General features: G+C 61.2%; 20 protein-coding genes, 1 tRNA gene, 1 pseudogene and 1 riboswitch. Of the genes and pseudogenes, 8 read left to right on the forward strand and 14 right to left on the reverse strand.

Annotated features, from left to right (window positions below):
- Positions 1 to 1,452 precede the first annotated feature (1,452 nt).
- Both AC0L26_RS22045 and AC0L26_RS22050 read left to right on the forward strand, forming a co-directional pair.
- Entirely contained in the window at positions 1,453 to 2,001 is a 549-nt protein-coding gene (locus AC0L26_RS22045) for a hypothetical protein (protein ID WP_473634477.1), read from the forward strand.
- Between the two features lie 2 nt (positions 2,002 to 2,003).
- The gene (locus AC0L26_RS22050; RefSeq protein WP_473634478.1) at positions 2,004 to 3,020 is read left to right on the forward strand and encodes a S8/S53 family peptidase; all 1,017 of its coding nucleotides are present in this window, start codon (positions 2,004 to 2,006) and stop codon (positions 3,018 to 3,020) included.
- Between the two features lie 730 nt (positions 3,021 to 3,750).
- On the opposite strand, the gene AC0L26_RS22055 is transcribed toward AC0L26_RS22050, so the two are convergent.
- The 6 genes and pseudogenes from AC0L26_RS22055 to AC0L26_RS22080 form a co-directional block, all read right to left on the reverse strand.
- Positions 3,751 to 4,248: a bifunctional hydroxymethylpyrimidine kinase/phosphomethylpyrimidine kinase gene (locus AC0L26_RS22055; protein ID WP_473634479.1), complete on the reverse strand. Its 498-nt coding sequence runs from the start codon at positions 4,246 to 4,248 to the stop codon at positions 3,751 to 3,753.
- Positions 4,233 to 4,349, reverse strand: a riboswitch (TPP riboswitch). Its footprint overlaps the gene before it by 16 nt.
- Before the next feature lie 119 nt (positions 4,350 to 4,468).
- A pseudogene (gene panD, locus AC0L26_RS22060) lies at positions 4,469 to 4,910 on the reverse strand (aspartate 1-decarboxylase); the annotation flags it as partial.
- 146 nt (positions 4,911 to 5,056) lie between these two features.
- Entirely contained in the window at positions 5,057 to 6,616 is a 1,560-nt protein-coding gene (locus AC0L26_RS22065) for an E2 ligase fold family C protein (RefSeq protein WP_473634480.1), read from the reverse strand.
- Between the two features lie 3 nt (positions 6,617 to 6,619).
- The gene (locus tag AC0L26_RS22070) at positions 6,620 to 7,108 is read right to left on the reverse strand and encodes a Mov34/MPN/PAD-1 family protein (RefSeq protein ID WP_473634481.1); all 489 of its coding nucleotides are present in this window, start codon (positions 7,106 to 7,108) and stop codon (positions 6,620 to 6,622) included.
- Entirely contained in the window at positions 7,105 to 7,722 is a 618-nt protein-coding gene (locus tag AC0L26_RS22075) for a putative metal-binding protein (RefSeq protein WP_473634482.1), read from the reverse strand. Before AC0L26_RS22075 ends, AC0L26_RS22070 begins: the two co-directional genes overlap by 4 nt.
- The gene (locus AC0L26_RS22080) at positions 7,715 to 8,011 is read right to left on the reverse strand and encodes a DUF2604 domain-containing protein (protein WP_473634483.1); all 297 of its coding nucleotides are present in this window, start codon (positions 8,009 to 8,011) and stop codon (positions 7,715 to 7,717) included. Before AC0L26_RS22080 ends, AC0L26_RS22075 begins: the two co-directional genes overlap by 8 nt.
- A gap of 719 nt (positions 8,012 to 8,730) precedes the next feature.
- Between AC0L26_RS22080 and AC0L26_RS22085 the strand changes: the two genes are divergently transcribed.
- The 6 genes from AC0L26_RS22085 to qatD all read left to right on the forward strand — a co-directional run bounded on the left by AC0L26_RS22085 (position 8,731) and on the right by qatD (position 16,040).
- Positions 8,731 to 9,756, forward strand: coding sequence for a DUF1403 family protein (locus tag AC0L26_RS22085; protein ID WP_473634531.1), 1,026 nt, complete (start codon positions 8,731 to 8,733; stop codon positions 9,754 to 9,756).
- A 5-nt stretch (positions 9,757 to 9,761) separates the two neighbouring features.
- Positions 9,762 to 10,454, forward strand: coding sequence for an SMC-Scp complex subunit ScpB (scpB, locus tag AC0L26_RS22090; RefSeq protein ID WP_473634484.1), 693 nt, complete (start codon positions 9,762 to 9,764; stop codon positions 10,452 to 10,454).
- A 664-nt stretch (positions 10,455 to 11,118) separates the two neighbouring features.
- Positions 11,119 to 13,008, forward strand: a complete 1,890-nt coding sequence (gene qatA, locus AC0L26_RS22095) for a Qat anti-phage system ATPase QatA (protein WP_473634485.1) — start codon at positions 11,119 to 11,121, stop codon at positions 13,006 to 13,008.
- Positions 13,009 to 13,339: 331 nt separating this feature from the next.
- The gene (gene qatB, locus AC0L26_RS22100; protein WP_473634486.1) at positions 13,340 to 13,912 is read left to right on the forward strand and encodes a Qat anti-phage system associated protein QatB; all 573 of its coding nucleotides are present in this window, start codon (positions 13,340 to 13,342) and stop codon (positions 13,910 to 13,912) included.
- Entirely contained in the window at positions 13,909 to 15,279 is a 1,371-nt protein-coding gene (gene qatC / locus AC0L26_RS22105) for a Qat anti-phage system QueC-like protein QatC (RefSeq protein WP_473634487.1), read from the forward strand. Before qatB ends, qatC begins: the two co-directional genes overlap by 4 nt.
- Before the next feature lie 2 nt (positions 15,280 to 15,281).
- On the forward strand, positions 15,282 to 16,040 hold the full coding sequence (gene qatD / locus AC0L26_RS22110; protein WP_473634488.1) for a Qat anti-phage system TatD family nuclease QatD: 759 nt from the start codon (positions 15,282 to 15,284) through the stop codon (positions 16,038 to 16,040).
- A gap of 51 nt (positions 16,041 to 16,091) precedes the next feature.
- On the opposite strand, the gene AC0L26_RS22115 is transcribed toward qatD, so the two are convergent.
- From AC0L26_RS22115 to AC0L26_RS22150, 8 genes are all read right to left on the reverse strand, one after another.
- Positions 16,092 to 16,802 (reverse strand): YfbU family protein, encoded by a 711-nt coding sequence (locus AC0L26_RS22115; protein ID WP_473634489.1) that lies wholly within the window; start codon positions 16,800 to 16,802, stop codon positions 16,092 to 16,094.
- Between the two features lie 189 nt (positions 16,803 to 16,991).
- A complete protein-coding gene (locus tag AC0L26_RS22120; RefSeq protein ID WP_473634490.1) occupies positions 16,992 to 18,644 on the reverse strand; it encodes a hypothetical protein in 1,653 nt (550 codons plus the stop codon).
- Between the two features lie 216 nt (positions 18,645 to 18,860).
- Positions 18,861 to 19,307, reverse strand: coding sequence for a HEPN domain-containing protein (locus AC0L26_RS22125; RefSeq protein WP_473634491.1), 447 nt, complete (start codon positions 19,305 to 19,307; stop codon positions 18,861 to 18,863).
- Positions 19,308 to 19,416: 109 nt separating this feature from the next.
- Positions 19,417 to 19,524 (reverse strand) — tRNA-OTHER (locus AC0L26_RS22130).
- 6 nt (positions 19,525 to 19,530) lie between these two features.
- Entirely contained in the window at positions 19,531 to 20,013 is a 483-nt protein-coding gene (locus tag AC0L26_RS22135) for a helix-turn-helix domain-containing protein (protein WP_473634492.1), read from the reverse strand.
- 349 nt (positions 20,014 to 20,362) lie between these two features.
- The gene (locus AC0L26_RS22140) at positions 20,363 to 21,190 is read right to left on the reverse strand and encodes a DUF3800 domain-containing protein (RefSeq protein WP_473634493.1); all 828 of its coding nucleotides are present in this window, start codon (positions 21,188 to 21,190) and stop codon (positions 20,363 to 20,365) included.
- Positions 21,191 to 21,283: 93 nt separating this feature from the next.
- Positions 21,284 to 22,018, reverse strand: coding sequence for a hypothetical protein (locus AC0L26_RS22145; RefSeq protein WP_473634494.1), 735 nt, complete (start codon positions 22,016 to 22,018; stop codon positions 21,284 to 21,286).
- Positions 22,015 to 24,255 (reverse strand): hypothetical protein, encoded by a 2,241-nt coding sequence (locus tag AC0L26_RS22150; RefSeq protein ID WP_473634495.1) that lies wholly within the window; start codon positions 24,253 to 24,255, stop codon positions 22,015 to 22,017. The genes AC0L26_RS22145 and AC0L26_RS22150 overlap by 4 nt, the downstream gene beginning before the upstream one ends.

Here is a 24,255-nt window from a genome sequence, read left to right on the forward strand (position 1 = left end):
TCGCAGTTCCTCTATCAGTGGGGGTGCGGGGGCGAAGCCCCTGTTATGTTCAAGCGTTTCCTCTGCGCACGATGGCCTATCGTTCCGCTGCTGCGCTCATCTTCGGAGCATTCCAGTGAAGCTCGGTTTAGTCTGCTCCGGCGCATTCGAAGCAGCCGGCGGCAGTCCGCGGCGGATCTCCGAAGTAGAACCAGGCGCAAACCCCTGCAGCAATCAAGACTATAGGCGCAACGCCCTCATCCGCCATTCCGCCCCCTTTCATGTCGCATCCATGTCGCGTGGACCTGCCGATAGTCGCAACATGGCGCGACATGACCGGCTGTTGCTGCAGCCAAGTATCTCGCAAATCTATGATTTGACTGGGGAAAGGAGTGGTGCCAGAGGCGGAATCCAAGCGACGGAAAACTCGCTCTGTTTCCAAATTGTTAGGCCTACGCTATAGCCGGGCTGGCCAACAAAAATACCAACAAAATATTTCTGTGGATTGGTTCGGTTCCTCGACACACTCTGTTCGCGCAATACCACGGTGTCCCAAACCTATCTCAAAAGGCCATTGCTGTCGTTACTCGAGTTGGATCCATATAACCCCTCTCGATCGCATTGCATGTTGCGTGGGAAAATCGCAGGTCCGCTGACTCCGATTTGCTGACCTCTGATCGCTCACCAATTCAAGATCGCGGAGAGGAGCATCTTTCGATTCGCGCCTGTCATTCTGAAAATATTGCTCTTTCACACTCCTTGCAGCATAATTGTTACGCGGCTACAAGGCGATCGGATGTGGCGGCGACAGGCACTCGGGAAGCACCTGCCGCTCGAGCTAGGCGCGACCCCGACTGTTGAACAGATCGGCATGCGGGCACTTCGCACGAGGTGCGCCGGCAGTAGCCAATGCACCTCGTTTTTTCAGACGTACTCGCGTTCAATACTGCAAGTTGGGCGGCGCGATGCCCAGCTGAAGAGAATTGCGTCGAAGTAATCTGAAGGCCGGCTCGAGGGCTCTCCGATGGCCGGAGCGCGAAGGGAGCTTTGCTGCGCCCATGCGGGTAGGTTCACACTCCGCGTGTTCGGCGACATCCGACAATTGTGTCGGCTTTGTCGGTTTGACGACACAGCCTTGGTTGGCCGGCATCTTGGACGTTTTTGGCTAAGCTGCTGAAAACAAATGTATAATCCATTCCCCTTACACCGTCATATAGATTGGCACGAATTTTGCTGAATTTCGTCGATAGGGCGGGAGCAGCTTGCCAGGGAAGAGCGAAGAGATGGCTCGACAAAATTGAAGGACGGGGGATCACAGATTTGTTGCGAATGAATACGTTGCCCGCTGGCGGCCCTGCGTCTGCGGCTAGAGTCGCCGTGCGGTTTGAAGATGCGGCGAGGGACTGCAGACCGCGTGTCGATTACATGATTTGCTGGCGGGTCCAACAATGGGCGCTGCAGATGTGCATACGGTTGGCGAGCTACGTCCTGTTCGTGATGGCATTCCTCGTCAGCGCTATGACAGCGAACGGACAGGAGACCAGCCTTGTCGGCATTTACCAGGGTTCGGAGCTAACCGCGGCCGCCAACCATCTGGGACAAGGCGGATACGAGCTGTCGGGTGGTACCAAAGTGTCTTTCGACAAGTGGTACCACAGCAAATGGATCGACATGCGATTTGAAATGTTGACGCAGCTGTCGGATGATTTCGGTCTTCTGTGGGGCGCGAGCACCGGCCAACGCGCCGAAAAGGTCCGAATCGACCCAGGTGTAAAACTCGGCTTTATTCTGCAAAAGCGACCGACGCCGTCCACGACGCTTTCTCTCACCGTCAGTTCGATTTTGGGCGGGAACCTGACGGAACGACCTTGCACGGCTGACTATGGCGCCCTCGGCGGCTTCCATACAGTGAATTGCCGTCTGGCCGCCTCGCAACTGCGGCCCTCGGACACGTTGAAATACATGACAAACCTCGAGCCAAGCCGATGGAAACTCGACCTTCGGTTCAGGGGTGAATTTTAGCGATGGTGAAAGGCAAGGCCGTAAATTTCGTTGATGAAGAACAATCAGACAGGAAGTTGATTATGCGCAAAACACAATTGTTCCCGGCAGGTTTCGTAGTCGGTCTTATAGCGTGCCTGTTGGCTGCACCCGGTTTCGCGGGTGATCTCGATGCCGGTATCAGCCGCAAAGGAACGACCGGTACTCCAGCCGCGGAAAGCAGTAGCTCGGGCTGTCCACAAAATGCCGACGGCACATTCTGCTGGATGAGCCCAGATATTGGGGAAGCATGGACATCAGGCTTTATCGGTTCCGGCGTATCGATAAATGTCATAGATGATTTCAAGGAACAGCCATTTGATGCAGACCTCGGTCGCGGTACGCAGAGGCAGCGACATGGAGATTGGGTCGCTGAAATTGCCGGCATGGTCGCCCCTGGCGCAAACATATTCAAGTATGACTATCTCGAGGGGCCTTCGATCGGGCTGCAGGACGGCCTCAATATCATCAATGCGAGCTACCGCACTATAGAGCCACTGAGCCAGCATCCGCGCGAGCAGGCGATCGTCGATGCCGCCTGGGCGGGCACTGCCATCGTCGCAAAGAGTGCCGACAACCGCAGCAACGAGGTAGGTAGGCCGCATGAAGGGGATTTCGATGAGCTAACCCTCGGGCTGATCGGGGCGCCATCGGCAATCTTCGTGGGTGCGCTCGACCACAATGGCACTCCCGGGAACAAGACGCGGCTGGCCCGATACTCGAATTATCCCGGCTCAAACGCCGAGGTGCGGAACCAGTTCCTGACCGTGGGTGTCGAGGGTGACAACACTGGCCTATACGGCACGTCTTATGCGGCACCCGTGGTTGCAGGCTATGCCGCCATCCTTGGCAGCAAGTTCACGTCAGCAACACCGACACAGATTACTAATCAGTTGCTGGACACAGCTAGGACCGACACGCTCGTCAATTACAATCCGGCGACTTACGGCCGCGGCGAGGCCAGCCTTTCGAGGGCCTTGGCACCCGTTTCGATCAGGTAGACGAGCACTTCGATCGAGCAACTGATTCTGTGAGGCGTTGAGAGCCACACAAATCGCCTCCCAGAATTCAGCAGCTGTGCCGTTGACCGATCCAATCATAAACAAGAGCCACTGCGTTTTTATCGAAGTCCGTTGCCGGTAAACAAGGCCGAATAGCGCTTTCCCATCTCATGTATGAAGGCAGAGCAATGTCCTTCCGCTCAATCACAGCCGCATCACCTTCTTCTCCTGCAGGGCCAGTTCTGACCAAGGAAGAGCGGAGCGCCGGCGGCACCTCTGCGTCATGGTCTTCCCAGCCTGGTGCTCGAACGGCGAAAGCGCCCGAACTCGAATGTGACATCCCCGCAGCAGCTGGTGTCGGTCGAATATTCCAAGGTTCTATCGGCGCCTGTCGCGAGGTTTTCCGGGCGTGAATTTTCGATTGGGCGATGCGTTCGCGCTGAGTGGGGTCTTGGCGGAGCAGGGCGGGAGCAGTTCGACTGTGTCATAGGCAATACTGAGCTTTCAGATGGAGCAGCGCAGAGCCTTGCTCGAGGATTTGCTGGCCCGCATCCTTGCTGGAAGACCCGTGATGCAAATCACCTAACGGTCCTTTGTCACCAGTGATCAAAACGCCGGACCGATAAAGTGTCTCACCATGATTTCGTCGTTCGCAACGTTCCGCCTGCACAGCTGTGGACCTACAGACCAGCACTCTTACGACGCAGGGAATAGGGGAGCTTTTCGCAAGTCACCGCTCGGATAGGGCGTCATGTCTGGGACTAGACCAGGATCGCCTCCCAGACTTGATCGGAGCGTTGGATATGTTCGGCACGATCAGCTTTTCGGCCCCGAAGTCCTTCGATCCGGCAAGCGCATCGAAAACATGTTGCTTGGCTTGGCGCACGCTCGCTTCCAGCGACGCTCCAAGAGCAAGTGAGGCCGCGACTGCGCTGGCCATCATGCAACCCGTTCCGCGCATCTCACGCGGCCAGCGGGGCGCCTCGAACCGAACTGCAGGTTGGTTCGGCTGCCCAAGCACGTCGACGCAACGCGTTCCTTGTGCATGGCCGCCCTTGACGAGTACGGCGGCCCTCACCGTCCTCGATAGCTCTTGGGCCTGACGACAAGCCCCTTCTTCGTCCGCGATCGGTGCCGATCCGGTCAATCGAGCCAGCTCGACCAGGTTGAGCCGGCAGATCGGCATCAGATCACGAGTCAGCGCGTTGATGGCATCGGCCGCTTGCACCGTCCCTACGCCAGAATGAACTGGATCAGGTTCAACGGGTCACTGCGCCGCGAAAGCCAGCAGTATCTCAGCCCCTTGCCGGGACTCCCCTGGTGAATGCCCTAGGTTGAACGGGCCTGCGCTATCTTGTCAAGCAGGTTCGGGCGCCTTGGGCCGGCGGTGACGGCCGGCGGTTAATCAAACCGCGCGGGAGTTCGCGCATGCGTGGGCCAAAATCACGCCCCGGACACCAGCGCGGAATGGCCAAAGCCCCATTCGCCTCGTCAACGATGGAAAAACTGTACTGGCCGTGCGTGTCAAGATCGACCGAGTAGCTCAAGCGGTCGCGTATGCGGTTGTCCTGGTCGAGACGATCCGCGGCGTCAGCGAGGTGATCTGCGATTCGTCCAGGTAGACGGAGTTGCAGACAACGCTCTGGTCGTCTGGCTGGCAAGTGCGAGCCGCCGCTCCGTTGAGATGCAGCACCGTGAGCCGCGCTCGCCAAGAATGACATAGGTCGAAATCCGCGCACCGGAACTCTTGTTCCATATCTCCACGAACTCCATCGGCAGGATTCCGGCTGCTTCGCAGTGGTCCGGGTCCAGCGTTATCGATCCATGGTAATTGAGGTACGCTTCGGTGACATGGATGCCGTGCAGCTTGCCGGCGACAAGTTTTCGCATTGGTCTGTTGTCCCTTCACCTTTAAGATACGGTCGAATGTCCCTTGGGGCCGCCCAAAACGGGGGCGGGCTATATCCCGACGACGAGAGCGCCGCCGCTGAGACCGGCGCCTGCCGGCCCCTAGGATCGGAAACATCCGCATCTGCTTAGGCGGCGGAGAGATCGCTTAGCTGTTCAACGCTCTTGCCGTATTTGCGCCTGTAAGCGGCAATGAAATCGTCGTCGCTACAGATGCAGCGGCCGCTGGAATCTTTGGCCTTCGGATCGTGCAAGTGAGAGCCAAGGGGGCGCAGAAGATTCACCCGAGTGCTCGTCGTCGAGCTCCTGGGAAAACCCGCACTATGTTTGACCAGCTCCGCGGCAAGCATTATCCCGGCAAGCGCTGACTGAAAGGCCATCGGAACCACGGTTCGAACGAGGCGACTTCCATCACTGAGCTGGAACACCAGACCGCCGCAGATAGCCTGCTGATAAAAGGAGCGCAGGGGCTGGCCAACAAACGGGGCTAGCGGTTCAAACGGCACATCCATTGCTGTAGCCACCCGAGCTACAAAGTCGTTGGGAACTCCGGCATTGGTCTGCAGGAGCATTTTCACCTCCTCGTGTGCTTCCGGTATTCCGAGTTCCTCGGCAATCAGCTGGTGCTCGTCCTTGGATTTTCCGGAGGGCAGGTACATGCAACAAAGGCAAGCCTGGCCGTCATCGAAACCATGCCGCGAGATACCGAGATCGTGTTCTTGCGTCCAAGCATTCGCGATCCATCGGGGCAGTGCACCTTGGACAGTGAGACGGTCGGCGGCGGTGTCAAGCGCCACACCCACTTGGTCGAAGACCCAATCGCTCCGGCGCGCAACATGTTCTGCCCACGTCAGCGGGTGCGCCTCGACATCTAGCGCGGTCGATCGAAGGGCGGTGGTTGCAAGGACCGCCTTGGACATGCCTATCTCCGCCTGGCCGGCCAATGCGTAGCGCTGCAGGTTTGAGAGTTCGATCGCTTCGTGATCGATTACATGCAGGCGACCCGAAAGACCGGGTTGCCTCGCTAGGGCCCAAAGCGAGCCATGGCCTATCGCGCCGAGCCCAACGAGATGCGTTTCGCCAAGGTCGACAGCTAAGTCGATCAGGCCTGCCTCGCCGGCTTTGGTCTTGTCGTAGCTGTATAACGAGAGGTCGATGTCTTCGTCCAACTCGGCGCCGGTCAGCTGCGCGGCGAAGATGGTTCGAAAGACGTTGGCGGCGCCGAAGCAACTGGCGGCGCCAGCTCCATAGGGCAGCAAACTTGGGCCAGAGCCCACCGGGTCCGTACGCGACAGCTTTGCCGCCCATCCGTGCGATCCCATGAAAAAGGTCGGGCACCGGAGCGATGGGCGCGTTACCCCTGCGACTAGGCAGACGGTGGCAGACTTGCCGGAACGCCGGATGCCGACTTTTGGATTGATCGACTTTGCCAAGCGCTCCAGCGCTTGGGCTTGAGAGCTTGCCGCGCTGTCCAGCGGGAGTATCGTTAGAACTGGATAGAGCCTGGCGAGCAACCTCACCGCAAGATCTAGTGTCGCCTGGCCTTCGGCGCAGGAAGCGGCCTGATCGTCGAAGGCGACGGCCACGACCTGCTTTTCAAGAGCTGCTTTGAAGTCCTCCAGATGAAAATCGGCCAGGACCTGAGATGCCGCCGTGGCGGCGCGGTCGATGAAGTTAGCGAATGCCATCGTTCAACTCGCTATCGTGATCATTCGCGACAGTGCCGCGGAAGGGAGCGCATTCCAGTTGGCCTTTCCGTCAAGCCGATAGGCGGCGACCCGAGCAAAATCGAAAGGCTCGCTGGCGAAATTCGGCACTACCAGGGACAGACACCCAACCGTGGTAGCAACCGCATAAGCGTCGTCGGTCGTCGAATGGTAGGCGCGGCCCGGATGACTGTGAATCTGGGCCAAGAGTTTCAGGCCGCTCTTGTAGAGCCAGACATTGAGCCGGTGCAGTTCTTCGGCCGGAACGATCACGCAAACGCCATCGCTCGTCCGAACGTGATGCTGCGCCGGGATAACGGTCTCTGTTACGGCAAAGTGCCGGTCTTGCTGAATGCCGACCCAGAGCGCCATCCCCTCATTACCCTCGCGACCAACTGTACGCAGATGCGCATGCGTGGTCGAGATGCAGCCGCGCGGGAGAGTCACGGTCGTTACATCCGTCAAAGCGCTCATTCCGGGATGGCGGGTAGGGGTATCACCATGGCTCCCACAGAGATTTGGAACTGATACTGAAGCTGCTCCACGGGGCCGGTCCCGTACTTGATGATCTTGTCCAGGATAAAGGCCAAACAGCCTTCGCCAGAACCCCGGTGCAGAAGCCATGAATCACCTGAATGGGCTGGATTGTCGTGGTATTCCCGGACGCCTGCCATGCACAGGAATGGCGTGTGTTCCGCACTGTTGGCCTGGATGAAGTCGGATATCGACAGAGCGTTCTGTTGCATGAGGACCGAAATCATATCCGGTGGGGTTCCGGGTAGATGCGGTCGTCTGAGCATCCTTAGTAGTAAATCCTTCCGGGCAATCGGCCGGCGCGTAAAGGGGTCGACGAAGACCACCGACGGAGGTCGGAGGTCGTAATTGGAAAAGTCGATCTCGACGGCTGCACCGAGAATCTGTGGCTTTATCTTGGGCGGTGCGAAGATGAAGAAGGCCGTAGGAAAGCTCGCCTCGATCAGGAAACAACCCTGAGCCCGGTAAAGACCTGCCTGTGTTTGGAACCAGCCGAGCTGCCGATCGAACTTCGCTCGCGAGACCGCAGGGTCCACAGTTTGGATTTCAGGCACCTGCGACGCCCGCCTTCAGGCTGAGGAATAGGGTCACAATGTTCGCGAAACCGAAATCGCCAACTTTTTTCTCGACGTCGAGCAAGTTGCCGGCCTCGTCCTTGAATTCCCAATTCTCGGCCGGTTGGGCGACGTTCTGCGTGTTCTCAAGGGCTTTGGTACGAATGACGTGAAGCGGCTGGCTAGGATTGGCTTCGACTTGCGTGGGCTGGCCGTTCACCACCACCGTGATCGCGATCTTGCCTGGCCCGCCGCCGTGATTATCGCCCTTACCCGAATCCTTAGTCATTGTTGTCCTACTCCTGTGGCTTGCCAACCCGCCCCCAAGCCCTTGTGCCCACTGCTAGTGAGACCGGCGGTCTTCAATCGTCCGCTCGGCGCCACGACCGCGGGTACGCGAAAGACAGGGGATAAGCCACCGAATCGGTGCTACATTCATTTATGCGTGACTTGAGCCGCAAGTAAACGGGCTGAAAATAGCTCTTCACAACTATAATCGATTAAAGCAATGCCAAAATATTGGCGGCATGCCTATTCATGTGCTCTTTCATCGCCTGCTCCACTGGCCGCGTGCAAAATTGGCCGACCCCGTGCAAGTCCGCCGGCCGGTATGATTCAGGTTCTTGGGCGGGCGCTGTGACGGTTTGCCTGGGGCGGCTTCTGGCCGCTGCACAGTTGACGGAGGGTTTAATGACGCGGAGTAGAGTTGGTGATCCGAGTTCGGCCTCTTCGAAAGGTGTCTCGGAAGCAGGTCGCCGTGATCATCCGGGGACCGCGATAGTCGCGACGAGAAGACGGAACTGTCCGGATTTGACGTGAGTGGCTACACCGAACCGTCGTCTGGGTGTTGCCCGCAGCGATCTTAGCCGTCTAACTTGTTGCAATGAAAAGTGTAGGGTTAAACGGCTGATAATGCAACATTATCATTCGTTTAATGTCCGCGACAGGCGCGGCGGTTATGTGCAAATTGGGTTGCTAAAAGCGCCGCCAGGACTCATCATGTCGCGGATGATTCTTCGACCCAAATTGTCCCTGCGCTACCACGGTACGCTGACTGGTGAAGCAAGCGTCGCTGCGCCGAAAGCCGCCGTGCCTGCTTGGTTGCGTCGGGCGGTTCCCGATGCGCAAAGCCTTGCTGGAAAAAATGTTGAGGAGGTGGCGCTCATCGCAGGCGCCACCATCGGCGCACTCGATGCGGTGGTTCGGCGGCAGGAGCGGTGGGCCGGCGCCTGGCGGCAGCGGCTGGCACTTTCGGCGGCCGCGGTAACGGCAAAGCAGGCGGACCGCGTCGAAGATGAGGCAGCATTGCGCGATGCGGTGCTGCTCACGCGGCCGAGCGATTTTTTGTCCGTCGGTCCCGCCGGATCGATGCTGCTTGCCTGGCGCCGGCTGGCTGGCACGCCTGCCGAGAAACTGCTGACCGAGGCGAGCATCGGCGCGGTGCTGGATGACCTTGGTCTCCGCCGCGACGACGACGCAGTCGGCGAACTGGCAGATGATCTTCGACAGCTTTCCGCGAGCATCGGAATGGTCGGCATGCTGACCAGCGCGTTCACGGCCGCCGAAAGGTATGGCTTCGCACGAGCCTTCGGATGTTGGCTCGCGGACGCCCTGCTGGCGCAACGGCTGGGTTGGACGCAGGCCGTGCCGCTGTTGGGCGCCGAAGCGGCCTTGGGAACAAGCGGTCGCTCGCGTGGATCGGCAGCCAGCTCGGTGGCGACAGGCACTGAGACAGATCCCGAGCGTGCGAAAGATCTGCTTGCCGCGCAGGCGCGCGCTGCGTTGCGTGCGATTGATCTGTCCGCTGAGCTCGAGCGCCGCGCGGACCGGCTGCTTGCCGTGGCCCCGAAACTCAGGGCCAAGGCGGCGGACGTCGTCGTGGAAAAGCTGCTCTCTGACGACGCGATCATCGCCTCGGAACAAATCGCCGGCATGAGCGATCGCGGCCTGCGCCGCCTGTTCGACCGGCTGGTCGAGCTCGGTGCCGTGCGTGAATTGTCCGGCCGCGCCACCTTCCGCATCTACGGGCTGTGAAGACAATGGCGGAGAGTGCACGTAGGCGAGGAGGGAGCCAGCCAGATGACCGTCGATCAGCTGACCAGCTGTTTGACCGGGAACTGGATCATCTGCCGCCGGAAGCGCGTTGGCGCGAATGGATGCACCGAGTCGAAGCAACGATCTTCGCCGCTGGCGAGCCGGTCGACCGCGAAATGCTCGCCCGCATCGTCGGGAAAAGCTGCAGCATTGATCTTCTCATCGACGACATCCGCGAGGAGCTGCGCGGCCGCCCTTACGATCTAGTTTCGGTCGCCGGCGGCTGGAAACATTTGACCCGGCCTGCCTATGCAGACGCCATCCGCGCTGCTGTAGGTGGAAGTGGGAAGACCGCCGACCTTACGCAGTCTGAGGTTCTGGTGCTGATGTGCATCGGCTACTTTCAGCCGATCACCCGCGCCGAACTGTCGTCTTTCTTCGGCAAGGAGATCAGCCGCGATTTTATTGGTCATCTGCGCGGTGCCGGCCTGATCGCTTCCGGTCCGCGCAGCCCAACGCCGGGCGCGCCCTACACCTATGTGACGACAAAAGAATTCTTGCTGGAGTTCGGGCTCGACACGCTGCGCGACCTGCCGGATTTCGAAGCCCTCGAGGACGCTGGACTGCTCTCGAAGGAGAAGCTACTCGCAGGTGATATCATGCCAGGATTATACAACGACGAGGAAGAGCATGCTTAGCGTCGGCACTGATGAATAATACGCGGCCTGGCCGGTGGCCGCAGTTCGCGGCGTCCTCAACAAGACGCTGTCGGGCGTGGGGCGTTGCCTAGAAAAATGGTGGGGGAAATATGCCTGTAGCTCGTATTGAACGTGTCATTGGCGGTTTGCCAACCGCGTGGGCCGAGCCCGGCTCTGATGGCTACTTTGCCTGCCATCACTTTGGATCTAACGTGCATCCAGCCCACCTCTCCAGTTTGGATGAGGTGGCGGATTTCCTACGTTCGCATCTCGGCAGCGGTGTTCGCATGAACCCCGGCTGGGTCAAGATTGTACGGAACATCCACATCGATGGGGTTTTGCTCCGCTGATCGGCGCGAGCCGTTCTGGAGAGCCAAAAACGCCGGTGGCGGTGAATGATGGGTCACTCGCAGGCGCGCTGCCTGGTGTGAAGTTGTATCCATCGAGAGTGCTATTCAAGCCGCCGGACGGACCCCGGATAAGCAAATCATCCCAAGAAAAATCCTAGACAAATCATGAGACGGCGCTTCTAATTGCTGAGCCGACCGAAATAGCGGGTTGCGCATGTCTCTCAGTGCTTTGGGGGATTATTGCGAGAGACAGACTGCAATTCTGAACTCTGTTTTAACGGCAAGGATACCCAGGGTTTGGGGGAGGGGATTTCGTGATTATCGCGGATAATGAAACCGCCATCGACTACCTGTATTACGAGACGGTCGCTAAAACGGTCGTCAAGCTGATCAGGCAGAAGTCGAAGGAACCGTTGACGATCGGGTTGCACGGCGACTGGGGAGCGGGCAAATCCAGCACGCTGCTGATGATCGAGTCGGCATTCAAGCGACAGACAGACACCCTGTGTGTCCGGTTCAACGGCTGGCTGTTTGAGGGATACGACGACGCGAAGGCGGTGCTGATCGAGACGATCGTCGCAGCCCTCCTCAAGGAGAGGTCCGGGATCGCCAAGGTGGCGGACAAGGCCTGGGACGTCCTGAAGGCCGTCAACTGGATGAAGGCCGCCCGCACCGCAGGCAGCCTGGCGTTCACCATGGCGACCGGGATCCCCGGTCCGGACTTGATCCAGGGGATTGGTTCGATCGCGAGCAAGGTGATTAGCGATCCCAAGGCCTACCTGACCGGCGACGTGTTCAACAAGGTCATGGACGGTGCGGCGGAGCATTTTAAGGAGGCCGCACCTTCCGAGACGACGCCGCAACGGATGCACGCTTTTCGCGAAGACTTCGAGGAGCTGCTGGAGCGCGCCAAGGTCGACCGGCTGATCGTCTTGATCGACGACCTCGACCGATGCCTCCCGCAGACGGCGATCGCCACGCTGGAGGCTATCCGCCTGTTCTTGTTCGTGCCGAACGCGGCGTTCGTCATCGCCGCTGACGAGGGCATGATTGAATATGCCGTGCGCAACCACTTTCCCGATCTCCCGGCGGCGGCGGGGCCTACAAGCTACGCGCGCAACTACTTGGAAAAACTGATCCAGGTTCCGTTCCGCATGCCGGCACTTGGCGCGTCGGAAACCTTGGTCTATCTCACCTTGCTGCTCTATCTGGCCTCCGGCGTCAGCGACAGTTCGGTGGAGTTCAAGAGCCTGCTCGAGGTGGCGCGCAAGGCCTTGCAGCGGCCCTGGCTGGGCACCGGCTTCGACCGAGACAAAATCAAGGCGAGGCTGGGGTCCATACCCTCCGATCTGGATGCCGCCCTGCAGCTTGCGGCGGAGATTACGCCGATCCTGACCGAGGGCGCCCACGGCAATCCCCGGCAGATCAAACGCTTCGTCAACACCATGGCCCTGCGCGTCGAGATCGCCAGCGAGCGCGGCTTCCAGGACGATATCAAGCAATCCGTCTTGGCCAAGCTGATGTTGGCGGAGCGATTCGCCCCGGAACTGTTCAACGCGATCGCCCGCGACGCGTCCGCTGACGGCTCCAAGACCATCTCGATCCTCGAGCGGAAGGTGACCTCGAAGGGTGGCAAGGACGCCGATGATGATCCCATGGCCGACTGGCCCAACATCGAGTGGGTCAAGCGCTGGGCGGCGATCACCCCGCCGCTGAACGGCATCGACCTGCGGCCCTACGTGTTTGTCAGCCGCGACCGCAGGACGTCCGCCGGCATCGGTGTCGCCAGCGGCCCCGTGGAAGCCATGATCGAGCGGCTGGCGACGTCGACTCTCGGCATCACGCAGGTGACGAAGGCCGAGGTGGCTGCGCTCACACCCGAAGATGCCAACCGGGTGTTCCAGGGCCTTGTGACGAAGATTGATCAGAACGAAGATCTCGGCAAACGGCCGCCGGCGGCCGAGGGTCTGGCGCGCCTCTGCGGAGACCGGCCGGAACTGCGCGAACCGCTGGTTGCATTCCTCGGACGACTGCCGGTGAGCAAGATCGGCGGGTGGGTGGCTAGCGGCTGGGGTGTGGCGGTTGAGGGTCCGCAGGCGCAAGAGTTCGCCGAGCTCGTGGGAGAGTGGGCAACGCAGACCTCGAACAAGCCACTGAGCGTCGTCGCGTCGCTGCAGCTGAACCCGAAGTCGAAGAGAAAGTAACATGGGAACCTCCGGCACCAAGCCCAGTTCCCCCCGGGCGCTGCTCCCAACCTGGGTGGACGACGTCGCCGCGTCGACCCCGTCGGGCCCGCCCCTTCCGACACCGCTTCCCGTGCCCGCCCCGCCGGGGCAGCCCGGAGCAACTCCGGTTCCTGCCCCGTCGGGCGCACCGCCGAACCCGGTTCCCGTGCCACAGCCGCTGGCCCCGCTGGCGTCACCGGCGGCGGGCAAGCCACTCGGCTCCGCTCGCTCGGATTTCTCCCGTGCGGCCCGCTCGCGTGGGGGTGGCGGCAGGGACCTGAGGCGCGCCGCCGGCAAGTACGTCAGAGCCATGGGCGGTGCACGCAACGCTGCCCGTGCCATGGCGCCGTCCCGCAGGGTGATGACTGGCCTGGGACAGCTGTTGGGTCAGGTGGCGCAGAACGGCCCGGCTGCGGCTCTGCGGGTCTTCAACCTGCAGAGCCTCGTCGGCGCCCCGATAGCCGACGTCTTCCTCGCCCTCACGGACCTCCTGTGCCCTGACGGCGGGACGATTGATGAGGCCATTGCGAGGAACGCGATGCTCGAGACCGTGGGCGAGCTCGGCGCGGCGGGAGATCTGCCTTTCGATGGCGCCACGCCCGACGTGCTGGACGCCGTGTTCACCGGTGCGCTCGCACGCTCGATCGAGACCAAGCTGTTCAACGAGATCGGGGGCAGGTCCATACGGCTCCCGACCGACGTTGCCGTGGTCGAGATCATTCAGAGGACGCTGCACGACTTCATCCAGGGCACAGTCCGCGATCGCTTCGCGGCTGCGGGCGGCACGCTGGCGTCAGTTCCCTACACGGGCGTCGAGGCCTTCGTCCAGGCCATCTACGAGCAGTCCTTCGAACTGATCCGCATCCTGGGGGATAGCGCATGAGACGTTTCGTGTTTGTCGGCCGCCTGGGTGCGGCGGATAACGGGGCCGTGCCGGTCGTCCAGCCGGACGCGACGCCGGTGACGGTCCAGTTCGTGGCCGCGAACAAGCGGCTCGATTACGGCATCGGCAACGCGCTGCAGACGTTGGCCGACCTCGGTCTCCGACCGACGGAAACCGCGATCGACCTCGTCATCGTCGCCGCCATGGTCAACGCGGCCGACACCCGCGTCTCGCGCTCCGCGAATGCACAGGACGGCTGGACCCGGGAGCTGGACCTAGTGGTGCCGGTGCGTGAGCCTGACTTGTGGGCAGTGCAGGGAGCGTTGCTCGCCCGCACTCTCAGGTTCTTGACGGGCGACCATTGGCGTATCGTGTTCAGGGCACGGCCCGCACCCTTTGCGACGATCGCAACGGCGCGGCCGTCGCTGGGCCTCGCCGAGCCGGACGAAGTGTGTCTGTTCTCTGGCGGTCTGGACAGTCTCGTCGGGGCGTTGGATTTCCTGGCCGGGGGCGGGAAGCCGCTTCTGGTGAGCCATTACTGGGATTCGGAGACGAGCAAGGCGCAGACGTTGCTGCTGGACTTGCTGCGCAAGAATTACAAAACAAACGAGCCGTTGTCCCTGCGGGCGCGCCTCGGCTTCGACCGCAACCATGTCGACACTGGCGAGGTGGAAAACAGCCAGAGGGGGAGATCCTTCCTGTTTTTCGCGTTGGCCATTTTGGCGGCTTCGGGGCTGACGTCTGACGCCCCGGTCCGCGTGCCCGAGAACGGCCTGATCGGCCTCAACGTACCCCTCGACCCGCTCCGCCTCGGTTCGCTCAGCACCCGCACCACACACCCATTCTACATGGCGCGCTTCAACGAGTTGATGCGGGGGCTTGGCATCGCCCGGCGTCTGGAAAACCCCTACCGCCACGTGACCAAGGGTCAGATGGTCAGGGATTGCGAGGATCCGGCGCTGTTGCGACGGGCCATTCCCTCCTCGATGTCGTGTTCCTCGCCTGCGAAAGCCCGCTACAGAGGCCTGCCACCGCAGCACTGCGGAACGTGCGTCCCCTGTCTGATCCGCAGAGCATCCCTGGCAGCCGGCCTGGACGCGAACGAGTCGGATACGACACCCTATGTGGTGAAGGATTTGGCGGCCCGTCGTCTCGATACGCTCGAGGCCGAGGGCGAACATGTGAGGTCGTTTCAGCTGATGGCCGAGCGGTTACGGCGGAATCCGCGGGCCGCAAAGGCCCTCGCGCGCATCCCCGGTCCGCTGACCGACGAGCCGTCCGAGATTGACGACTATGTTGACGTCTTCGTGCGAGGGATGCAGGAAGTGGCCCATTTCCTCGAACCCGTCAGGGCGAAGCCTAGCTGAGCATGTCTGCACCACGCCTCGTCGATTTCCACTGTCACCTGGATCTGTATCCAGATCCGGCCGCGTCTATAAGAGCCTGCGAAGAGGCTAAGGTGGCGACGCTCGCGGTGACGACGACGCCGAAGGCGTTCAGGCAGAACATGAACCTTGCAAAGGGCGCCGAGTTTGTGCGCATTGGGCTCGGCATTCACCCGCATCTTGCCGAGCAGCGCTGGACCGAACTGCCCCTGTTCGAGGCGCTGTTGCCCGAGACGAGGTATGTCGGCGAAGTCGGTCTCGATGCGAGCCCCGCACACTACCGCTCGATCGATCGTCAAGTCGACGTCTTCAGGCGTATTCTAACCTCCTGCCAGATGGCGGGGGACAAGATCCTCTCCGTGCATAGCGTCCGCACGGCGTCGAAGGTTCTCGACCACATCGAGGAGTTGCTTCCCAAGGGCAGTGGCAAGGTGGTGCTGCACTGGTTCAGCGGATCGGTCGCAGACGCGCGGCGGGCTGCGGCTCTCGGGTGCTATTTTTCCGTCAACCAGGCCATGTTCAGGTCCGAGCGGTCAGTGGCTCTCCTCGGGACCTTGCCGCTCGACCGGCTGCTCACGGAGACGGATGGTCCCTTCGTGGAGGTAGATGGTTCCCCCGTCGCGCCGGGCGGCGTGGACGAGGCCGTTCGCATGCTTGGCGACGTTGTGGGCCTAGGCGCCGAGGAGATGCGGCGCGCCATTTTGAATAATCTAAAGGCAGTTTTGGAACGGTCCGCAAACTGACGATTCCACGCCGACCCGGGCTTATCGTGGCCAGCGACTCTGCACCATTCGCTACCGGAGCTTGAGGAGCTCGATGAGCTCGTTGGCGTTGAGCAACTGGCCGGCACGCCTGTATGCCGGCGAACCGCGGCGGGCCTCGATCTCGGCATATTTCTGCAGCATCTCGCGATAAGTCGACACCGTGTTGGCGTGAGCGTTCAGGGATCTGTCCCTGAACTCCTCAAAGCGCCCGAGCTTTTCGACCATGAATTTGGCCATCGACATGTAGCGTCCCTCTTCGTTCCCGTCGAAGCCGTCAAACTTGGGGTTTTTCCCCCAGTACTTCACCTGGTCCTCGACGTGCTGCCTGTCTTCGGGACTGAGCTTCTCATATCCCCATTCGATGGCTCGCCACATCGCCATCGTGTCGACCACGAAATCGAGCGCCTCGGGGTCGTCGACCTCATCGTGAAAGATGCCCGACATTTCCCATTCCAGGCCCCAGAAATGGCCTCCGTAGATGGCGCTCTGAATCAACTCGACTGACTTCATGTCCTCGTAGCCATTATGCTGGCGCAGGACTTCGGCTAGCATCCACATGATCAGTTTTTCAGAGCTGGTCGGCCGGAAGGCCTTGCGCCGACCAGCCTCAAGCCCCGTATACACCAAGGTGCGGATTGCCTCTGCCCGCGAAGGGAGGTCACGCTGCTCTCCCCGCCAAGCATCGATCCGGTCAATCGTGCTTTCATCGAGCCTGAGTTCGAATCGCTCGGTTTTCACCATTTCTACCTCCAATCAGGCCGTACAGAATCCATGTCGTACGGACATTGTACGTAAAACACGATGAAAGGCAAGCATCACCATCTCGCATGTCGTTGCTTGGCTCAGGACGGGGGTGTCACACACCCCCCACGGCTGTCATGCCGGCCGGTGCCTGCACCTCCGGCATGTGTCTAGCGCTCGTCGGGACCCTCAGGGAACTGGCGAGTCTATGAGAGTGCAGGTGTCAGGATCCGGGCCGTAGTACTGTGCGAACTGTCGCTTCGCCAAGGCGATCAGTGCAGCATTTTCGGATTTCCCGGTAAGCCATTTGAAATCGTAGCGGAAAGGTCCCGGCTCGAGGACCCATTGCAGGGCGAGATCGAACACGAGCATTCCGCCAAAGAACGTGTTGACCAGCTTCTTGATGTTTTCGGGGCTCCGGCCGCGCACGGCGCGAGGAAAGATCTGCTCGGTGTCACCTCTGTCCTGGAAGAGGGACAGATGGGTGGCGAACAGCGACCCGGCTTCAGGGTTGAAGTTGTCTCCCGCCATCCAGATGCCCGGCCAACAGAAAAATTCGGGACTGCGCTGCTTGTCTCGGCAAAAAGCGATGAAGTGCGAGACCAGGACCCGGACAGGCATGTTCACACCGGCATAGTTGAACGTACGATGCTCCTCCATCAGGGCAGCGACAGGGCCCTTGTCGCCGAGCAGCCCGACCACGGCAGCAAGTCCCGTCCGCGGATCATCGTATCCGCATCGCTCGCTCAGTTGCGCCGCGACGTGCTCATACTCCTGAGCGGAGAAACTTTGCACCGCCTGGGCGAGCTCGGGGGTTTCGGCTGCGGCCAGGCAGAGTCTTGTGAAGCGCGCGCCAGGATCAACGTCGCGGATAAAGTCCTCGAAGAACTCGATGTCGAGCGGAAACCCCCTCGTCGGGTTGATTGCCAGGTCGCAGATCAGCAGAAACAGGCCGACGATCGGGCTGTCATACCGTTCGGGCCATTCTGTCCAGGTAAGCACCAGGAACAGTTCAAACGCGTCGACATAGACGGGCGCAAAGTGGCCTTGCTCGCGGTAAGTCTGAAGCAGCTCGGGACCGCCTGACGATGCCAAATACTGAATTTGGCAAAAGCGCGCCTGGCCTTCGAATATCTGCTGGATGCCAATGTCGGCGTAAGGTGGGCGCGCACCGCGATGGAAGCCTTCAATCCGGCTGAGTTGAAGTTTGAGGAATTGTGCATCCCAGCGACTGGGGTCGGGAAATTGCCCTTCCGCGAAGTCACAGGACCCGTTGATCGCGTGGACGACCTCACCATAGGTTTTGAGGTAGCTGTGCCCGACGCTCTGAAAATAGGACGTTTGCTCCAGCGAAAGGATCGACTTCGGCGACCAGGCAAGTTGCTTGTAGAACTTGATGTCGAGCGCGTTGTTGACGGCAATATTGGCGGCGGCGAGCACCGGATCAGAGTGTGTCCCGTTGAGCATCGCCTTGTGCGCCCAAGCCTTTACAGGTTTGACGACGCCGGCACCCCGCGCAAAGGTCTGAAGAAACGTCATGCTACCATAGATTTGCGCCGGGTACGCCAAGCTGAGGATTAGTCCCGCAGTGGACCCCATGTGCTGCCACCAATGCACGGTTTCGTGCAGATAGGTCGAGTAGGCTTGGTACAGTTCGGCTACGTCATGACCCTGGGTGTCGCGCTGGGTGAGCGCGTCGACAAGCTCATGGGCGCGGGGACTGAGGCGCAAGACGAAATGTTCCGTCGTGTAGCTCCCGTAGCCTGCCAGCGTGGCGTCGAACACCAGTGGATCGTTGGCTGGGTTGAGCAGATACGGATCGAGATGGGAGAACAGGGACATGGGAGAACTGTAGCAGAGATTGCCACGGAGGCGGACAAACGCCGGGTTACCAGGCGATCGGCCGGAACGGCACGCCACGGCAGTGCAGTTCGGCCTGGAATTCATCAACCCGGAGGCGCCAATCGGCGTATTCCCTTGCGCCGTACTTCCTTCGCATGGACCGATCGGGCGTCGTCGTGGCCGAGACACCGAAAAAAGTAGGGCCTGACGGCGCGCTTAAGGGTGCGGGTTGCCGAACTGATCCATGCCGAGCGCCAGCCTGACGCTCTCGCGGATGCTTTCAGTCATCGCCAGCAGAACTTCCGGTCGGATGTCTCCGGGCTTTTCAACCACCATGTAGCGCACACGCACATAATCGTTCTTGTCGGCCAGAGTTTTGGCTTGGCTGACAGTCCTGGCCGGTAGGACCAGGCCTGAACCTTGAGCGGCCACAACCATCTCGTGCAGATTGTGCCCTAAGGCCCGCAAAGCCTCAATGTCTCGGCCCGCGCTGCGGAGGTAGCATTTCAGGAAGAGTTCGCACGCATGGTAGCAAAGCAACCTGGTCGGTCCCGACGTCAGACCGCGGCGACCGGCATCAACGGTCTTCGCGGCTTGCAAAAAGGAGTCGGCGAGCAGGAAAATACCGAACGGGGTGGCTCCTTCCGATTCTGGGATCATCATGCAGTCCAGTTGCTTTTGGTGTTCTGGGGTCTCAAGTCGAAGTGCCTCCGACCGATATGACGCCGTTCGATTGAGATTCTCCCTGCATGGGACGGCTCCCGGTGGACCATGGGCGTGACGGCAGGACTTGAACCTGCGACCTCCTCGCCCCTAGATAGCGGTGTCACGCACCACCCAGGTCGAAAGCGAGGCGCTCTATCCTCTGAGCTACGCCACGATCTGCCTATGCATCGTTGTCGACAACCAGTTGCGGCTTCTTGCGCTTCAACCGGTCTGACCTTTCCGCGGCCGCCTTCTTGATCTCGGCGGCCTTTTCCAGCGCAAACGGCCTGGCGGCTTCGATCAGCCCGTCGAAGTGATAGCGGTTTGTCATGCTGCCATTGGGCGTGTTGCGTCGTTCTTCCCGGCCAAGAAGTTTAAGGGCCTCGAGGGCGGCGATGCGTTTCTGAATGGTGCGGGGCGTCACCCCGATTGCCTTGGCGATCGTCTCGACCGAGGGGTGGGGGAGGTTGTCGGGCAGCCACCAGTACTGGACCAGGTGGATGATGATGTTCATGTCCAGCGCATCGAGGCCGAGAGCCTGCTGCTTCTCGATGATGATGTTGGGGAAAGCGCTCCAGCCCGTGGCCATGAGTGCCTTGGTCCACTTCTTCTCGTTGGTGCGTAGCTTGTCGACGTCTGCCTTGGCGGTTTCTGGCTGGGCCATCTGAGGCTCCCTGTGATGAACTGCGCCTAGATATGGTGGTTTCCCGTGATGACGCAAGGGCATTGGGGACGGTTCTGCATTCAGGGGGAGGGTGTTTCAAGGTTCGCCCGGCCTATGTCGCTGGATTCAGGGGCCGGGGAACCGCGCTGCACCCAAAGAAGAGGACTTGATAATATGAAGTGTCGATCAGACGAACCGTGCTATACGCAAGCGATAAGATAGGGACCCCCCGACCAGAGGTTCACCCGGGGTGTTGACAAAGAGAGCGTCAATACCCATACTTTGCACGTGAGCATCGCTCCGGGGTTGGCGCCAGGCGCCAGCCGAACTTTTCAAAACGAAGGCCCGGCTAGTCCGGGTCTTTGTTTTTTATCCGTTCAAAGCAGCTGTATTTGATGCCGCAGGATGCCAGGTCCTCGGGCGGCAGGTGCGCGTCGATGAGACGCTTGTGGTCCATCAGGGCCCTGTAGGGCCGGTAGGACGGGTCATAGCCGCCCTTGGCCATCGGATAGAGGTAGAGATCGGCGATCTGCAACATCGGTGTAGCTTTGGTTCTGCCGCGCGGCTCCCCGCGCACGATGTCCCTGAACTCCTCGGCGGTTAACGACCCGTAGCTGGCGGAGTTGGCACCGTCGAACGGCATCCCCTGCGTCTTCAGGATCCGCGTGTAGGCTATCAAGTCGCGGTCCTCGGCTTTGCCGGCGCGCTCGAAGAACACGCGCAGCTTGCGGTCCTGGCTGCGGGCATATTTGGCGGCGCGCTCGATCAGGATGCAGTAGGCGGTCTTGCACATGAACCAGAGCTGGTCCCGGTACCGGTCGCGGTAGCGGGCAACATAGCCCGGTCGGTCGATGACTGCGGCGATGCCGATCACGGGCAGCCCAAGCAGCATTCCCTGCAAGTCTCCCAGGAATTCAAAAGCTGACTCCGGCTTCTTCAGCCAGCCGAAGTCGCCACGGCCGCCCCGGATCGCCCAGGAGTGGAGCGGGTAGGTGATGCCGTGCTTCTGGCAGAAGGCCTTGTGGCGGGCATAGAGCTCGTCGACGTCCTCTTCGTTGATGAGGATGCCGCCGAGGGCGAAATAATCCATTTCGTCCCGGCGCTTCTCTTTGGGCTCTCGGTCTGGCTCGCGGCTGCCGCTGTCGTCGAGGTAGAGGTGAATTTCGCGGTCTGTCACGGCCAGGCTTTCATATCCGCACCAGCTTGGCTCAAAAACCAGAACCTGTACAGCTTTGCAACACTCGCGCGCCTCTCAGGGGAGCCTGGAAGCTCAGGCCGATTTCATCTGTACGATCAAAGCTTCGCAGCTGAGCGTGAGTTGGCGAGCATATGCCTTGGAAGCGTCAAGCACGGCGCGCCGGGTGACGCCGAAGATCAGGTAGCCTGCATGGACAGCTGCGAGGATGCCGAGCGCGACGAGCTTGCCGTGGGTCAGCTCGGCGAAATCGGGCTTGTAGTAGATGATCGCGGCTGCGGCCGCGATGGTCAACAGATTGAGCATGATCCCGTAGGGCTTCAGCGCCAGGAGATTGCGGTAATAGCCGTAGGCGATGTTCTCGTTGAAAAGGATCCGGAATTTCTCGGTGTCGCGCGTGTTTTCGCGCAGCCAGTTGTAGCATTGCACGTAGAACGCGGCCGCTTCGTCAGGGTCCTCGACCTCCATATCGCGCGTCGGCGCCGGCTGCTCGAGCTGCTGGGCAAGGAATTTGCGGTAACGATCCTTGGTCCTATCGTCCAGCGTCTTGTCCAGATGGCTGAGTTCGCGGTTTTCCGGCCGCCCGCCCGTCGTCGCGAACAGCTGCCGCTCCTTCCTCTTGCCCAGCCGGCGGGCCACATTCGACGCGGCGAAGAACAGAACCATGACGGCGAGACTGATGATGGCCTCGGGGAGGCTAGGCTGGGCCCAGTTGAAGGCCAGCACGATCAGGACAATGACCGGGGCAATCGCCAGGGCTGCGGGCGCGAGACGCGCCTTGATGGCGTAGGCGTCGAGATAATCGTTCATCGTGCCTCCTGATGCATGATCGCGTGGTAGGTGGTCGGAGTGGCGATCAGCAGGATCGCCGGCGGCGAGCGTTCCGCCGCCACCTGTCTAGCCGTCGTCCGGTCGGTGGGCGAAGGGCCCTGTTCGGCAAGGTGGCTGTGCCAGGTGCCCACGTCGAGCAGCGAGCGGCCGCTGTCTTCGAAACGGGCGTCGATCTGCCCCTTCATGCCCCTGGTGCCGAGCACGAACAGCGTGGGCGTCCTGCGGCTGTCTTCCGGCGCCTCAATCAAGTCGACCACGGTCACCGTCTTCATGAGCGAGCTGCACGAGCCGATCAGGAGCCCGCCGGTTTCGACGCCCGGGTAGTTGGCAATGTCGTCTCGGATCATGCCCGCAACGCGCGCGGCCAGGCGCAGCGTCCAGTCGCCGCCTTCCACGGGAATCTCGATGAAGGGCGGAACCGTGAGCCGCCGCCACGTGGTCGACGGGCTGTCGGGCGCCGTCACCCCGACGGCGATGTCCCCGTCGGCCGCGTTGTTCGCGGCAAGCTGCACCAGTTCCTCGGTGGCCATCGCGGTCATGGCTGAGAGCCGCGCATCCGTCATCGGCATGGTCAGCGAACCGCAGCCTTCACCGATCTGGATTTGCGCGAGGCCGAACTCGGGATCGAAGAGTAGTCGGCGTTCCTCCGCCGTCACGTTGGCACAGAGCACGGCATGCAGGTCGGCGAGACTCGGATTGCGGTCGGCCCCCTCGTGATACACGAAAACGCCCCGGCCACGGCCGAACAGCGCGACTTCGGCGACCCGGGCCGGGAGGTCGGCCGGCGCCACCATCGACAGGGCCTGGCGGGCCAGTTTCGAGGCGGTTGAGTTGACCAGCGTCGCGGTTCCGGACGGCGCGATGCGCTGTCTATCCTGCGGCGTCCGCAGGGCCTTGACCACGTCGATGACAGAGGCCACCGGCTGCTGCCCGAGGTGCGATAGCTCGTCGGCAAGTTCGAAGGCCTTGGGCCAGGGCAGGGGCGGTCGAGCCAAGGCGTGGCGGGCCATGTTGTGCGGCCGTAGATCGCGATTGTCCGAGACCGCGCGAATGTCGCCACCGGCGCGCGCGAGGTGCATGGCGATCTTTGACCCTACGCTGCCGCAACCGACCAGGCTGAAGGGTCTGTACTGGGGCGCTGCCGACAGGGTGCGCAAAAGCTTCGGGGTGGTGCGGTCAAGCTGTTCGACCGGCACCACGCCCTTGCCGCGCGGTCCGCCGAACAGCGACGTGCGCTGCTCTGGCGCCCTGATTTCGAAGAGGTAGGGGAGCATCTCGACCGCCGAGTCGCGCCCCATCAGCGCGAACGGGCGGCGCACACACAATACCACCGCCACCGGAAACACCGTCCCCGAACGCTTGCGCTGCCAACGCCGTTCAAGTCGGTCAAGAAAAATAGTGAACTCACGGCCGCAACCGATCTCGCCGGCACGTTTCGCCAGATCGTCAAGGGTCTCGATCGTCTCGCCAAGGACCTGCTTGGTGACGGCGCCGCTGGCGGGCCACATCAGCGCGGTGACGGTGATCCCGCTGTAGCGGGCGTCGCCCTCAGGGTCGAAAGGGAAGGGGGTCATGTCGCCGACGGCGGCTGCGAACTCATTATGCGCGGCAAGGAGGTAGGATGGTCTGCCGTCGATGACGTCGCTGCGCATGTATTTCGTTGCAAGCCAGACGCACCCCGACCGGTTGGTGACCTGACCTCGGGCAAAGTCGGCATCGATGACCAGGCGGTCAGGCAACCCCTGGCGCATCACCGGTTCCCAGCCCTGTTCGGCATTCATCAGCGTGCCGATTGCCGCCCGCCCGAGCCAGATGCCCATCTGGTTGACGATCGCGCCGATGCTAAGCTCCAGCAACCCGTGCTGGTGAAAGAACTCATCCAGACTGCCGTCGACCAGACAGGGCGACGGATTGAGGGTCGCCGACCCCGGCGTCAGGTGTGCGAGGTCGCGCGGGAAATCCTTGCGAAGGCTGAACGACGGGCAGCGCCACGGATAGTCTTGGCCCAGGACCACCTCGACGCGTTCGGTAGGCAGGACGCCGTTCGGGGCGGACCCCTGCGCCTGCCAATGCGTCGGCATCTCGACGGCGAGGTTGAGGAACAGGATCGCGACGTCGTCGCCGACGGCCACCACCCCGCAGCCCGTGCATTGCGGAATGTCTTGGGCGACACGCAGAAAGTGCTCCGCGTGCCGCCGCATGTCTGCCAGGGCCAT

The sequence above is a fragment of the Mesorhizobium sp. WSM4823 genome (assembly GCF_055811195.1).

Bases quoted from the DNA above. Each gene is read 5' to 3' on its own strand.
- AC0L26_RS22115 (WP_473634489.1), bottom strand. From the start codon at position 16,802: ATGGTGAAAACCGAGCGATTCGAACTCAGGCTCGATGAAAGCACGATT.
- AC0L26_RS22125 (WP_473634491.1), bottom strand. From the start codon at position 19,307: ATGATGATCCCAGAATCGGAAGGAGCCACCCCGTTCGGTATTTTCCTG.
- qatC (WP_473634487.1), top strand. From the start codon at position 13,909: ATGAGACGTTTCGTGTTTGTCGGCCGCCTGGGTGCGGCGGATAACGGG.
- qatB (WP_473634486.1), top strand. From the start codon at position 13,340: ATGGGCGGTGCACGCAACGCTGCCCGTGCCATGGCGCCGTCCCGCAGG.
- AC0L26_RS22085 (WP_473634531.1), top strand. From the start codon at position 8,731: ATGATTCTTCGACCCAAATTGTCCCTGCGCTACCACGGTACGCTGACT.
- AC0L26_RS22120 (WP_473634490.1), bottom strand. From the start codon at position 18,644: ATGTCCCTGTTCTCCCATCTCGATCCGTATCTGCTCAACCCAGCCAAC.
- AC0L26_RS22150 (WP_473634495.1), bottom strand. From the start codon at position 24,255: ATGGCCCTGGCAGACATGCGGCGGCACGCGGAGCACTTTCTGCGTGTC.
- AC0L26_RS22135 (WP_473634492.1), bottom strand. From the start codon at position 20,013: ATGGCCCAGCCAGAAACCGCCAAGGCAGACGTCGACAAGCTACGCACC.
- AC0L26_RS22080 (WP_473634483.1), bottom strand. From the start codon at position 8,011: ATGACTAAGGATTCGGGTAAGGGCGATAATCACGGCGGCGGGCCAGGC.
- scpB (WP_473634484.1), top strand. From the start codon at position 9,762: ATGGCGGAGAGTGCACGTAGGCGAGGAGGGAGCCAGCCAGATGACCGT.
- AC0L26_RS22050 (WP_473634478.1), top strand. From the start codon at position 2,004: ATGGTGAAAGGCAAGGCCGTAAATTTCGTTGATGAAGAACAATCAGAC.
- AC0L26_RS22065 (WP_473634480.1), bottom strand. From the start codon at position 6,616: ATGGCATTCGCTAACTTCATCGACCGCGCCGCCACGGCGGCATCTCAG.
- qatD (WP_473634488.1), top strand. From the start codon at position 15,282: ATGTCTGCACCACGCCTCGTCGATTTCCACTGTCACCTGGATCTGTAT.
- AC0L26_RS22070 (WP_473634481.1), bottom strand. From the start codon at position 7,108: ATGAGCGCTTTGACGGATGTAACGACCGTGACTCTCCCGCGCGGCTGC.
- AC0L26_RS22145 (WP_473634494.1), bottom strand. From the start codon at position 22,018: ATGAACGATTATCTCGACGCCTACGCCATCAAGGCGCGTCTCGCGCCC.